General features: G+C 34.1%; 12 protein-coding genes. 11 read left to right on the forward strand and 1 reads right to left on the reverse strand.

Annotated features, from left to right (window positions below; genetic code table 11):
- Positions 1-32 precede the first annotated feature (32 nt).
- Together B0X80_RS12880 and B0X80_RS12885 are read left to right on the forward strand one after the other, a co-directional pair.
- Positions 33-707 (forward strand): response regulator transcription factor, encoded by a 675-nt coding sequence (locus B0X80_RS12880; protein WP_077340875.1) that lies wholly within the window; start codon positions 33-35, stop codon positions 705-707.
- Positions 707-2,128 (forward strand): sensor histidine kinase, encoded by a 1,422-nt coding sequence (locus B0X80_RS12885; protein ID WP_077340877.1) that lies wholly within the window; start codon positions 707-709, stop codon positions 2,126-2,128. Before B0X80_RS12880 ends, B0X80_RS12885 begins: the two co-directional genes overlap by 1 nt.
- Before the next feature lie 47 nt (positions 2,129-2,175).
- Here the strand turns inward: B0X80_RS12885 and B0X80_RS12890 are convergent, their stop codons facing one another.
- Entirely contained in the window at positions 2,176-2,799 is a 624-nt protein-coding gene (locus tag B0X80_RS12890; protein WP_077340879.1) for a hypothetical protein, read from the reverse strand.
- A 187-nt stretch (positions 2,800-2,986) separates the two neighbouring features.
- Here B0X80_RS12890 and B0X80_RS12895 point away from each other — a divergent pair, with 187 nt between their 5' ends.
- The 9 genes from B0X80_RS12895 to B0X80_RS12935 all read left to right on the forward strand — a co-directional run bounded on the left by B0X80_RS12895 (position 2,987) and on the right by B0X80_RS12935 (position 13,166).
- A complete protein-coding gene (locus tag B0X80_RS12895) occupies positions 2,987-4,591 on the forward strand; it encodes a ShlB/FhaC/HecB family protein (RefSeq protein ID WP_077340881.1) in 1,605 nt (534 codons plus the stop codon).
- Between the two features lie 10 nt (positions 4,592-4,601).
- The gene (locus tag B0X80_RS12900; protein WP_077340883.1) at positions 4,602-6,290 is read left to right on the forward strand and encodes a phosphoethanolamine transferase; all 1,689 of its coding nucleotides are present in this window, start codon (positions 4,602-4,604) and stop codon (positions 6,288-6,290) included.
- The gene (locus B0X80_RS12905; RefSeq protein ID WP_077340885.1) at positions 6,290-6,655 is read left to right on the forward strand and encodes a diacylglycerol kinase; all 366 of its coding nucleotides are present in this window, start codon (positions 6,290-6,292) and stop codon (positions 6,653-6,655) included. Before B0X80_RS12900 ends, B0X80_RS12905 begins: the two co-directional genes overlap by 1 nt.
- 119 nt (positions 6,656-6,774) lie before the next feature.
- Positions 6,775-8,766 carry an LTA synthase family protein gene (locus B0X80_RS12910; RefSeq protein WP_175623940.1) on the forward strand — a complete coding sequence of 664 codons (1,992 nt, stop codon included), beginning with the start codon at positions 6,775-6,777 and terminating at the stop codon, positions 8,764-8,766.
- A gap of 79 nt (positions 8,767-8,845) precedes the next feature.
- Positions 8,846-9,142 carry a hypothetical protein gene (locus B0X80_RS12915; protein WP_077340887.1) on the forward strand — a complete coding sequence of 99 codons (297 nt, stop codon included), beginning with the start codon at positions 8,846-8,848 and terminating at the stop codon, positions 9,140-9,142.
- Between the two features lie 233 nt (positions 9,143-9,375).
- The gene (locus tag B0X80_RS12920) at positions 9,376-9,942 is read left to right on the forward strand and encodes a CBS domain-containing protein (protein ID WP_076417093.1); all 567 of its coding nucleotides are present in this window, start codon (positions 9,376-9,378) and stop codon (positions 9,940-9,942) included.
- Between the two features lie 127 nt (positions 9,943-10,069).
- The gene (gene nhaD / locus B0X80_RS12925) at positions 10,070-11,314 is read left to right on the forward strand and encodes a sodium:proton antiporter NhaD (RefSeq protein ID WP_077340889.1); all 1,245 of its coding nucleotides are present in this window, start codon (positions 10,070-10,072) and stop codon (positions 11,312-11,314) included.
- A gap of 14 nt (positions 11,315-11,328) precedes the next feature.
- On the forward strand, positions 11,329-12,000 hold the full coding sequence (locus B0X80_RS12930; protein ID WP_077340891.1) for a YoaK family protein: 672 nt from the start codon (positions 11,329-11,331) through the stop codon (positions 11,998-12,000).
- 611 nt (positions 12,001-12,611) lie between these two features.
- Entirely contained in the window at positions 12,612-13,166 is a 555-nt protein-coding gene (locus tag B0X80_RS12935; RefSeq protein ID WP_077340893.1) for a hypothetical protein, read from the forward strand.
- Positions 13,167-13,353 lie beyond the last annotated feature (187 nt).

A 13,353-nucleotide genomic window follows, 5' to 3' on the forward strand; every position in this document is an offset into this window, starting at 1 on the left:
TCTCATAATAACGTGACACAGTAAGTATTCGGTTGAAAATATTAATTATAGAAGACTCTATATCTCTAAGAAGAAGCCTAAAAATTGGCTTGTCTAACCTTGGTTTTACCGTTGACGACACCGGCGATGGCTCTGAAGGATTAACTATGGCGTTGTCTGGCGATTACTCGTTACTTATTTTAGACCTAATGCTTCCTTCGGTAGACGGCACCTCTATTTTAAAAGCAATAAGAAAAGCCAATAAAGATCTACGAGTACTTATTTTATCTGCCAGAGACTTAACAGAAGATAAAATTGACGGCTTACTCAATGGTGCCGACGACTACCTAACCAAACCCTTTTCTTTCGACGAGCTCCACGTACGCTTACTTTGCTTAATGCGACGCGGAAGTCTAAACATTAACGATAGTAAAATTAATGTGGGTCCATTTTCATTAGATCTTCATTTAAAACAATTATATTGTAATGGGATAGACGCTAATTTAACGCCAAATGAATACAAGCTCGTTGAATGTTTATTCTCTAATCAAGGTAAAGTTGTTTCACCCGAAAAACTCAGCGAATACTTAGCAGGCCAATACGACGCTATTGCTAAAAACTCTATTGAAGCGCACTTATCGACCGCGCGTAAAAAAATTAGAGGGCTTGGTTGCGACTTGCCTATTAAAACTAAACGAGGCTTCGGTTATTTCGTTGAAAGTAAATAATGACCTCTATTAAAAAAAACCTCAGCCGCTACCTTTCACTGTCTGTATCCATATTCTTAATTGCTATATTACTCGCAACAGATTTCAGTGTTGATACATGGATCAGCAAAGAGTTTGACCGAGCAATGATCAACAAAGCCAGTTTATTAACCACGTTAATTAGCGAAGACGCTGAGGAAATCGATTTCGATTTTGCTGACGAATTTATGCCTGAATTTTCTGGAAAAAAAGACCCAGAGTACTTTCAACTATGGCATAAAGGTAAAACATTTGAACGTTCTAAAACACTCGATTTATTTAAAGTAAATGAATTACCTATTATAAATGTTCCACTACACACCTCTAAAATAGTAAACATTATACTCCCTGATGGCCGTTCAGGCAGAATGATCGTCACTAAATTTATACCACAAGTAGACAGCGACATAAGGGAAGAATTTGGTATTTCTATAAAAGAATTTTCTAAAACACAACAACCTATGGAGCTCGCCTACGCCGTAAGTAATGAAGAATTAAATCAAATACTGTGGTTTGTTGATATTATATTTATTATCTCTTCTATTTCAGCCGTAATGGTAGTGAGAATAATTGTTTCAAAAGTGGTAGATAAAGGCCTAATGCCGCTAGACGAACTCAACAGTAAAATTAAAGAAATTAACCTAAACTCTGATTTACACTCAATATCAACAAATAACTTACCTGAAGAATTAATCCCCATAGCTAATGGTATTAATCATTTTCTTAGTGAAAATAAAGCCTTATATTCCAGAGAAAAAAGAATAGCGTCCGACATTGCTCACGAACTAAAAACACCTATTGCAGAACTATTAAACTTGAGTGATGTAGCACTTAAATTTCCTCATGAAAAACACATAGTCGATAATTACACCACCGAAGTGCTAAGCATTTCACAACGTTTAAAAAGTATTGTTAATGGCATTCTTTTGCTTCAAAAAAGCTCAAGCGCCACAGAATTACCCAAACAAACCTTAAACATAAATGAAATTATTACTGCTATTTTATTACGTGAAAATAAAGAAGACCGAAAAATAACCTTAACGATTAACAATGGAGAAACACTATTTACTAACGAATTTGCAATCGACACCATACTAACCAACCTCATCAGCAACGCCCTATTTTACAGCCCTGCCCATACCGATATTTCAATAACAGTCGCCCAACATACAGGTAAGAAAAAGATTGAAATTAGCATTTTAAATACCAGCGCCTTTGTCTATTCAGAGTCTGACCTTGAACATTTTTGCGAGCCACTTTGGCAAAAAGATGCATCAAGAACCTCGTCACAACGATATGGTTTAGGCCTAGCGATAGTGAAATCTTATTGCGAAAAACTCGATGCGTCGCTTAACGTGAAATTAGAACTTGAAAATAAAATACAATTTACGGTGAGTGTATAATAGTAACTAAAAATAGCAGAGACTATACAACCAAGTACTTTGACCTTTTATTTTGTATTTTTCCAAATAGCATTCACAACGTTTTCCATTGCGGATATAACTTCTAATAAAAACTCTTGCTTGATATTAAGGTGCACTCTAGCAAACTCTTCTGAATCTAAGTGAGAATTACGCTTAACTATTTGAAAATGTTTTTGATGTGATTTTTTATCTAGATAACCTGCATTATGGGCAACTATATTCCTAATATCACGAGCTTCAATAATCTTCTTCCAGCAGTTTGTATTAGTGGGAATTTGAATATTGACAACTTTTTTCAAGTAATTCTTTGCCCGTTCAATTCCAGAACCACTTAGATCTTTAACGGTTATATTCAAGTCCTGTTCGAAATGGATACTATGGCATAATTGATTAAGGTAATCTTCGAAAAAAGAAACCAACATTAGTAAGTGTGATTGCTTTTGATATTGTGGAAAAGTCTTTTTAAAATGCATGCTAAGATCATTGCGGTACTGGTATCTATCCCAATAAGTAGTTTCATCTGTTTCAATATCTGTTTCAGTGTATTTAGTAAATTCCTCTTTCATATGGCGATCTGATATGTTCACAAAAAAACGAATTTTCTCTAGAGCATCCAAAAAATATAATGATACTTGATCTGACTTTTGCAAATGACTTCCTGATACTTAACACTTATTATTAGGACTGAACGGAAATATAGTCCTACAAATTTAATTTTTATTAATATCTCACATTTCTACCACTCTATAAACTCAATCTAGGCTAATTATCAGTTTAGGTTAAGTCTATCTTAAGTTTGCTTCAATAAGATAAAAACACTTAGTAAAAGGTGTTTTTATGAAATTGAAACTATATGTTATTTCTACCAACCTATTGTGTGCCTCAATGGTCTTCTCTTGTTTAGCAGAAGATCAATCTCAATTATGTGATCAAGAAGAAAATGTAAATTTTATTATTAACGATACGTTTAATTTAGCTGATGAAAACACTATATTTCTACATCGTTGGGCTAACTTTCTTCATATAAAAACCAAGCCTATTACATTAAAAGATGAGTCAGCATTTTTCTTAAATAAATGCCAAGTTACTGAAGAAGATCTTAACGAAGTAGAAAGACACCTCCGCAGTAAAAAATACATTAGAGATGCTTCGGTTACTTACGATTCAGATAATAAAGTGAATATTGAAACGTGGGATAACTGGTCGTTATTACCCACTTTAGAAGCAGGAAGAAAAGGCGGAAAAAACAAAATATCCATTGGCATATTAGACCGTAATTTATTTGGTTTAGGCATAGATGCTGAAGTTGAGTACTTTAAAAATGACCAACGAAGCGGTTATAAATTTGATACCCAATTCCCGCTTTATTTAGGCAACAATACCAACGCCAGCATTCGACTAACAAATAATGATGACGGTAGTTCTGAAGCTGTATTTTTTCAGAAAAAATTTGTGAGTTTTGATACTGAAAATGCTTACAAGGTAGGTTTTGATAATTTTGTTCAAAGCGATACTCAATTCGAAAACGGTATCGAATCTAACCGTTATCAACATCAAAAACATTCAACCTCTGCCAGTTGGCAATGGCTCCATAATAATTCAGCTGAAAATACACTACGCTTTGGTATTGGCTTTACGGCTGAAAAACATACTTTTTTAAATGCGTTTGATATTACCGATACACAAACCTCTGCTTTACCTAAAGATCGTGAATTTAATTATCCCTTCGTGTCCATTAATTATGTTCAAAAAGATTATAGAAAACTGCAAAACATTAACTTAATTAATCACATAGAAGATTTTAACTTAGGTTGGAATTTAACAGGTTTTATCGGCAGCGACTTTTCCAACAATGAAGGTTCGCCAACAGCTATTTGGCAGTCAAACTTATCAAAAGGTATTGATATTTCTGACAACTCTCTTTTGTTTTTTAATGCTGAATTTGAAGGTGAGTACTACAACGACTCAACTCAAAAAAATCGTTTTAACCTCAAGTTTGATACGCAATATCTTTATAAAATTAATAACAATTGGCGAGCTTTTTTTCAAAACACTAACCAAGTCAGTAAAAATCAATTCTTAGATTCTCCCATAGTATTAGGAGGGGAAACCGGTGTTAGAGGCTTCCCTCTACAATATAAACATGGTGATAGTAGCTCAAAGTTCACTTTTGAAGCTCGCTATTATCCGCACATCAACATTTACAAACTTATCGAGCTCGGCGGCGCGGCGTTTATAGATACTGGCAAAGTATTTGGTCAATCAGAGTTTTCTCAGAACCAAGAGTCTTCATGGCTGACTTCTGTTGGCTTGGGTGCTCGTTTTTATTCTACCCATTCAAGTGAAGCTCGCGTTATTCACCTTGATTTAATTAAACCTGTAACGTCAGACAGCAATGTAAACAGCGTTGAATTTCGTATTACCACTAAACATTCATTTTAAGACTTATACAATGACAAACATTATTCGTTATTTTAAACAGATCCAATTAACCACTAATCAATTGTTACTACTAACCTGTAGCTATATTGCATTGATATTAAACCTGCCATTTTTACTTAAAATATCAACGGCTATCACCTCATTAAGTAATTACAATATTTGGTTTTTATTATCACTACCTATTTTTTTACTGTGTTTATCACTCGTAATACAAGGGTTATTGGCCTTTCGGTGGATAACTAAATTTGTATTAATATTAACGGTTATATGTGCTGCTTTAATTTTTTATGCAACGGTTACCTATGGTATTGTTTTTGATTATGGCATGGTGCAAAACACGGTTGAAACAGATACAGCCGAGGCACTTTCTTATATAAATATTTACGCCATTGTTTTTTTTCTTATATTCGCCGTTATCCCAGCTTGGTTAATTTACACCGTTAAATTAACGTATAAACCCTTTGTAAAAGAGTTACTCACTCGTATAAAGCTACTCAGTGTAAGCCTAATGGTTGTTGTAATTATTGGTTCTATATTCTCTTCTAACTATGCCTCTGTAGGTCGCAATAACAAAGATCTTATTAGCTACATAACACCTTATAAAATGTTCGATGCCTCATTCAAGTTCGTTAGAGATAGGTATTTTTACCCTCCTTTAAAATTTCAGGTGTTAGATACAAAACCATCCATTGAACGAACCAATCATAAAAAACATGTCACCGTTTTAGTGTTAGGAGAAACCGCTCGTTCAACAAGCTTTTCATTAAACGGTTATGAAAAAGAAACCAATAAATACACGAACAAACTGGGGGTTGTGTCGTTTTCTAACGTGACATCTTGCGGTACAGCTACTGCTGTTTCAGTACCTTGTATGTTTTCAAGACTCAATAAAAACAACTACGATAAACGCAGAGCTATATCGCAACAAAATGTGGTTGATATTGTACGATTAGCCGGAGCTGACGTACTATGGATAAGCAACAATAATGGCAGCTGCAAAGGGGTTTGTACTCGAGTGCCATCTAAAAAAATAGTGACTGACAAGAGCAACCCTTTATGTGATGGCGAATATTGTTACGACGAGGTTTTACTTAAACCTTTAAAAGAAAAGCTGAATAACCTAACCAATGAAAACACCTTAATTGTACTACACATGATTGGCTCTCATGGCCCTACTTATTTCAAAAGATACCCCGAGAGTAAGCGTATATTCACTCCAGACTGCCAGCGAAGCGACATTCAAAATTGTACACATGAACAACTCATCAATTCTTACGATAATACGATTGCTTATACCGACTATGTGCTTTCACAGGTGATAGCTGAAATAGATAACTTAGCAGTAACCCATAATGTTGAAACCTCTATGTTATACGTTTCTGACCATGGTGAATCGTTAGGAGAAAAAGGCGCTTATTTACATGGTCTACCCTACGCATTTGCACCTGATGAACAAACCCATGTTCCTATGATTTACTGGAATGATGACAAACAAACAGACTTCAATCTAAATTGCCTAGATGGAATATCTCAACAGGCGCTTAATCACGATAATATTTTCGATACAGTATTGAGCATGATGTCTGTTCGAACTAAAACCTATCGCCCTAACAACGATCCTTTTATACATTGTAAGTCGCAAGTAGCTATTGCACGAACTACTGTCACTAACGAGTTAAATCAAGAGAGAATAAACTAGTGTTTGATAATAAAAACAAGCCAACAGGCCTAAAACGTATATACCTTGCCTCGTTAAATTCTTTTAGAGCATTTAAATGGTTGTATCAAAACGAATCAGCTTTTAAGCAAGAAATTCTCCTGCTGATTGCGGCTATACCCGCCACCTTTTTGTTTAATATTAGCTATAAAGAACAAGTTATTTTGATTTTATCTATCCTCTTTATTATTTTTACTGAGATCATAAATACAGCGATTGAAGCAGTTGTAGACCGAATTGGATTAGAAATACATCACCTATCAGGATTAGCGAAAGACTTAGGATCTGCGGCAGTTTTTATTAGTATGATAATCGCGGCAAGCACTTGGGCGGTGATATTGCTATAAGTTCTTAATCTTGAGGTTTCTGCTCTTTTTTCCAAGCTAAATATCAGTTTAAGTTAAGTTAACCTTAAGTTTCGTTATTTAAAGTAAGCATTGTGTTTTATTTAAAGATATTCAATACAATGCTTACTACTGCTTTTTACTTAATACGTCCTTTTATACTGTTTACCTTGTTACTGGTTTTTACCTTGTTTGTTTCTAGACTGGGATTAGGACTCTGGCAGTTTGATCGTTTTGACACCATTCAATCTTTTATCACGCTTTTATTAAGTGGTATCAGAATCGATTTAAGTACTATAGGGTATTTATTAATTATTCCAGCCATCATTCACCCTTGGGTTATGCTTTTTTTCAAAAAAAACAAGGTCTGGTTAGCAACACTGAATGTGATATTTTTTGCAATATTCATTAGTATTTTATTTTTTGAATTGGCTACACCAGCCTTTATTATTGAGTACGGTTTTCGCCCTAATCGCTTGTTTATAGAGTACTTAGCATACCCTAACGAAGTAATAAAAATGCTCGTTAATGGGCATTTAGTAACGCTGATTGTTGTTGTGGTATTACTTATACTGCCTTGCAAAATTTGTTTAAAAGTATTTACCAATATTCTTGCTCAAAAAAATAATCCTACGCAAAATAACATCACCTCATCAGCTATTTCGTTTGTTGTTTTATTATTAGTATTATTTTCATTTGCTCGTGGCACTTTTGGTCATAGACCTATAAACCCTTCTTTTGTTTATTTCTCAACAGATCCTTTAATTAACTCCTTAACACTTAATTCAATATATAGCGTAGCTCATGCTTTTAAACAGCTTGGAGACGAGAAAAATGCAGCTAAAATGTATGGAAAAATGGAGCAATCTAAAGCTATAGAAATAATTAGACATGAAACCGGGCTAGCAACTAATACCTTTAAATCTTCCGACCAACCCTCATTAAATACCCGTTTGCCGGTTTATCAAGGCAAACCCAAAAACCTTGTTATTATTCTTGAAGAAAGCTTAGGCGCACAATTTGTCTCTTCTTTAGGTGGGCTGCCACTTACGCCAGAGTTAGATAAATTAAGCAATAATGCTTGGGCCTTTAAAAACTTGTATGCCACAGGTACTCGCTCGGTTAGAGGCATTGAAGCGGTTATTACCGGATTTACTCCAACCCCTGCTAGAGCCGTTGTAAAATTAGATAATTCTCAACATAACTTTTTTACCATTGCCAATTTATTGAAAGCTAACAATTACACTACACAATTTATTTATGGGGGTGAAAGCCATTTTGATAATATGAAAAGCTTCTTCTTAGGTAATGGTTTTACCGATATAGTTGATTTTAATGATATAGAAAAACCTAAATTTGTTGGTTCGTGGGGAGCAAGTGATGAAGACTTATTTAACCAAGCCGACATTGAATTGAATAAATTACATCAATCAAATAAGCCCTTTTTTAGTTTTATCTTTTCATCAAGTAATCACGACCCTTTTGAAATACCAGACAATATTGTTACCCCGATAAAATATGCTGAAGATCAAAAAGCACATTACGACTCAAAAGAATTATCTCGCCATAAAGCGATTCAATATGCTGACTATGCCTTAGGAAAATTTATAGCCAAAGCCAAAACACAAGCTTATTGGAAAGACACGGTTTTTTTAATTGTGGCAGATCATGACGCGAGAGCATTAGGTAATGATTTAGTGCCCATTAAAAACTTTCATATCCCTGGCGTTATACTCAACTCAGGTAAAGACGCAAGAATGGACGAAAGAGTGGTAAGCCAAATAGATTTAGCGCCAACGCTACTTTCGTTAATCGGCATTAAAAATACATCGCCTATGTTAGGCCATGATCTTAACCAAAAAGAAGCATCAGGAAGAGCTATGATGCAATACGCCGATAATTTTGCCTATATGGAAGGTAATAACGTTACTATTTTACAACCACAAAAAAGCCCCATGAGTTTTTTATACGATGCTGCGAGTAAAAAACTCACTAGCACAAAAGACAACGCTGAACTCGCCGAAATAGCTTTAGCCCATGTATTATGGGGGTGTTTAGCATATAAAAACCAATGGTATAAATTTGAAAATACACAAATACTTACCAACAACTGAAAATAAATAATAAATTTTATTGGAAAGGCACCGAACACCCCCTATATAATAAAGAGTAATTCAACAATAAAAGCATAAAATGTTAAAACTTTTATATTCGCTATCACTATTAATCATCTCAAGTCTCTCGTTATCTAATGAGCGAATTGATGTTGACCTAAATAATGCAAGCAATATTAATGTTCCGTTTAATTTAGACACGCCTCCAGAAGACGAACATGAATTAGATATAAAAGCTAAACCGCCTTTATTCTATTTAGGTTTACAAACATTACCTAAAACTAACGAAAAATCAGTTTCTACACAGAGTAACTCCCTCCCCCTTAATTATATTTTATCTTTTAAACAACAACGCGCTCCTCCTCTATATTCCTAAATCTTTGTTTTATAAAAATTAGACTTATTAATACGTTTAAAAATTATTTGTTTTAACCACAAATAATGTAATTAAGTGATGTTAATCATCTCAACAATAATTTTTATAATTTCACCTAAAAAATTACAAATATTTAGCTAATAAGCTGTTGTTTAAATAAATAAAAAAGCGATTTCGATACAGCGTATCTGTTTATCGATTGCTGACTTTTAAAAGATTATTAAGGAAAACTCATGAAAAAATTAACATTACATACCCTAGAGTTAGTTGACGAAATTATATCTCCCGATCAATTTATCGAAATGACATTACTTTCACCCGCGACTGATTTTTTTACTGACTTTAAAAAACATAAAGCATTAGTGATTGAAGCAAATACTTTAGCCACTGACGCATTAAAGTTAATGCAAAAATCTCATGTACAAATGGAAATTGTGGTATCTGAAAATTCAAAATTTTTAGGCGTAATAAGTACTAAAGAGTTAACAGAGCGCCACATAATGCAAAAAGTATTCAACGGAGCAATAAGAGAAGAAATCACCGTTGAAGATATGATGATACCTCGTGATGATTTACATGCATTTTCTTATAGCGACATTAAAAAATCGAATATTAATAATGTAATCAATACGCTAAAAAATTACGGGTTACGTCATTGTTTAGTAATAGATAAAGAAAATCATCATATTAGAGGTGTAATCTCATCAAGTGATATAGCACGCAAGCTACAACTACCTATTGAAATTAATACCGCAACTTCTTTTAGTCGTATCTTTGAAAAGGTTCAAGCGGCTATTTAATACACTTTATTTTTAACGTATATCCGTTAACAACCAAGAAGAGGTGCCAATAATATTAGCACCTCTTTTGTTATATACCGCACTATTTTGATTAACCAAAACTATTGTAAAAACTACTGGAACCCCGATGCTAGAATACATTCTAATTTTCATTGCATTACTTGCACTGTTAAGTATTGTTTTTGAAGAAGTTACTCATATCAACAAAGCAACTACCACACTTTTTTTAGGCTGTATTTCATGGCTTATTTTATTTATGAATGCCGCACCGGGTCACGATAAACTTATCACTCACCAGCTCAACGAAAACCTTTTAGAAATAGCCGTACTATGGCTGTTTCTTATGTCTACCATGACCTTTGTCGCCTATTTAAATGCCAAAGGTATTATACAAATGGCTGTTCAGCGTTTATTTCCCGCTGAAATTTCCGCTAAAGCCTTAATGTTTCTTGTGGCTATATTTTCTTTAGTTCTTTCTGCAATTTGCGACAACGTAACCGCGACCTTAGTCTCATTAACATTATTAGAATCTTTTAACTTACCTAAAAAAACTAAGCTTAGAATGGCCATTTTAATTGTGTTCGCGGTTAACTCAGGCGGTGTAGCACTTATAACAGGTGACGTTACTACACTGATGATATTTTTAGATGGCCATGTAAAAATGTCACAATTATTTCTCTTACTTTTACCTTCTTTAGCCAGTGTCATGTTTTTAGCCGCTTTACTATCAAAAGGAGCCAGAGGAAAAGTAGTTACTGAATCTATTCCTAATAACTACGAACGCGTTGATATTTATATCGCTGTTATATTTTTTGGTACCATAGTAATGACCATGCTAATGAATGTTCTGTATGGCATTCCACCTGTACTTACCTTTTTAACAGGCTTATCGCTGATGTTTTTAATCGGCAGAATTTATAGAAACGATGCCGAAGAAACCCAAATATTAGAATACATACGTAAAATAGAATACGACACTTTATTGTTTTTCTTAGGAATTTTATTACTTGTTGGTATGTTAAAAGAAATTGGAATATTAACCCTTGTTGCTCAAATATATGCCAACTTCGATCCTAATATATCAAGCTATTTTGCAGGTATTGGTTCAGCATTATTAGACAACGTACCTTTAACAGCAGCCTTATTAAAAGCAACACCTGTACTTAATACTCCACAATGGTTAGCATTAACTTATGCTGTGGGTGTAGGTGGTTCGTTACTGGTTATAGGATCTGCCGCGGGTATTATTGCCATGAGCAAAATGAAAGAAATTACGTTTATGTCTTACATGCGCTACATTCCAGCATTACTTGCCGCCTATACTTTAGGTTATGTATTAACGATACTATTGGCTAATTACTTTTTTAATTAATCTCAGGTAAAGCATTGATAAATAAGTTACCCCAGTGGATAAAACACAGCGCATTTATTTTAGCCCTCGTTGCAGGGTGCATAAATGCGATAGGTTTATTAGGTTTTGAACACCAATCGGTATCTCATGTTTCAGGTACCGTTACACTGGTAGGAACCACTTGGGTTAATGGCTCAACACACGCCTCACTACAATTATTAGGTATATTAATATCGTTTCTTTTAGGTGCGAGTTTGTCTGGTTTTATTGTGCATTCAAGCACCCTTAAAATAGGACGCAATTATGATGTTTGCTTAGTTGCAGAATCTATATTGATATTTATCGCATACTTCTTATTAACCAATCATTCATTTTACGGACTATTTGCCGCCACAGCAGCATGTGGCGTTCAAAACGCCCTTGCCACAAGTTACAGCGGAGCCATTATACGCTCAACGCATTTAACCGGTATTTTTACAGATTTAGGACTTATGTTAGGTTCAGCCCTGAAAGGAAAACCATTCGACAAAGGTAAAGCAAAACTATTTATTTTTATTATTTTAGGGTTTGTTTTAGGTGGAACCTTAGGGACTTATTTATTCGCTTATTTTGAGTTTTCTGCGCTGTTATTTCCCGCTGTTATTTGTTTACTTCTCGCGGCTATTTATCATTTCACCATTAAGCACACAGTAAATGCAAAAGTGTAGGTAATCTGAATTTGGGTTAGGTAAGATAAAAAGCAGTCTCAATCTCATCAGCGGATTATTATTGAGATGTATAAGTAATAGCTCTGCAACTTGAACATCATCCACCTAAAATCAAGTTAGCTGCCCCTTGATATACAGATGGTTAAAAAAAAAGCCACTCATACCACATTGCCCTTGTCAGTTATGTAAAGTTAGCATACTGCGGTTTATATGTGAGATAAATCCAGAGATTGATATAAACAAAACAGCAAAAACGAGTTACAACTATTTAAAATCAAAGAGTTAACCTGGTTAATCGCCTTGACTAATAGTCGTTGTGTGTTTAAAAAAGATGATTGCTTATTACGTGAAAATTAGGTGTAATAAAGAATAATAAACGCTGAGTGATGCAGGGATAGTTTAAAAATGATAGACACTCCCACTAAATTGACTTGATGTAACTTACGTTACAAAAAACAATTTTCCATAGCACCAAAGCTAGCAGGTAGCGCCTCAATCCAATAAGTGATTATGCAACACAAACGGTGTGTAGCATAAAGACTAAATTGTTAGCACTAGCGCAGGCTGCGTAGTTTATCAAATTAATATCTACATAAATAATAAGGATCGTTATGTCATCAAATATATCTATTGAAAAATTACCATATAATATTCAAAGCAATAAAATTTCTCAGCTAGTATTTTTAGCAAATATCATTGGAATTCGAAAAGAATTACTGATTAACGCAGGGCAAAAAGAAATAGATGCAATTTGCGCTACTATTCTCTACAGGCACCTTCCGCAAGCCCAAAGAAACTATGCTATGCAACTTATTCGCTCAGTGAATAACAGACCGTTACAGGGAAAGTTAATAGAAAATGTATTATTAACAACATTTGTAAATCCACAATGGGGGATTTGGTCTCTAACAAATAAAGAGCTCGAGTCAGATCAAGAATTCCATCAGCTTTTAGATAACTTAGCAAGCTATATAGGAATAAGTGCTTCTTTTATGGGGGTTAAGGATATATATGAAGCATTTAGAAAAAATAAGAAGTTGGGCCGTGCTGGCTTAGTTTTACTTGTGATATTTGGCGCTGTAGCTTTTAATAAGTCGGAGCTAAATAAAGTTAATAAAGAGCTAAAAAATAGAAGTGTAGTATTAACATCAGAGTTATATAAATAATGATTAACATTCTATATTATGTAGCCGTTTCTATTTTTGCGATTTATCTTTGGAATGACGCCCCTGAACAACATAAAGATAACTTATTCTATTTGGCAATTATCTGCTCTCAAGTAGGTTTTTATATTTTATCAAAGAAGCTAGATTGTCTTAAAACTAAAATATTACAACTTGAAACTGAAAAAAA

It is taken from the genome of Pseudocolwellia agarivorans, from assembly GCF_002000085.1.
Taxonomy (GTDB): domain Bacteria; phylum Pseudomonadota; class Gammaproteobacteria; order Enterobacterales; family Alteromonadaceae; genus Pseudocolwellia; species Pseudocolwellia agarivorans.

Excerpts from the sequence above, each read along its gene's own strand:
- B0X80_RS12885 (WP_077340877.1), top strand. The coding sequence starts at position 707 with ATGACCTCTATTAAAAAAAACCTCAGCCGCTACCTTTCACTGTCTGTA.
- B0X80_RS12895 (WP_077340881.1), top strand. The coding sequence starts at position 2,987 with ATGAAATTGAAACTATATGTTATTTCTACCAACCTATTGTGTGCCTCA.
- B0X80_RS12900 (WP_077340883.1), top strand. The coding sequence starts at position 4,602 with ATGACAAACATTATTCGTTATTTTAAACAGATCCAATTAACCACTAAT.
- B0X80_RS12910 (WP_175623940.1), top strand. The coding sequence starts at position 6,775 with ATGCTTACTACTGCTTTTTACTTAATACGTCCTTTTATACTGTTTACC.
- B0X80_RS12915 (WP_077340887.1), top strand. The coding sequence starts at position 8,846 with ATGTTAAAACTTTTATATTCGCTATCACTATTAATCATCTCAAGTCTC.
- B0X80_RS12920 (WP_076417093.1), top strand. The coding sequence starts at position 9,376 with ATGAAAAAATTAACATTACATACCCTAGAGTTAGTTGACGAAATTATA.
- nhaD (WP_077340889.1), top strand. The coding sequence starts at position 10,070 with ATGCTAGAATACATTCTAATTTTCATTGCATTACTTGCACTGTTAAGT.
- B0X80_RS12935 (WP_077340893.1), top strand. The coding sequence starts at position 12,612 with ATGTCATCAAATATATCTATTGAAAAATTACCATATAATATTCAAAGC.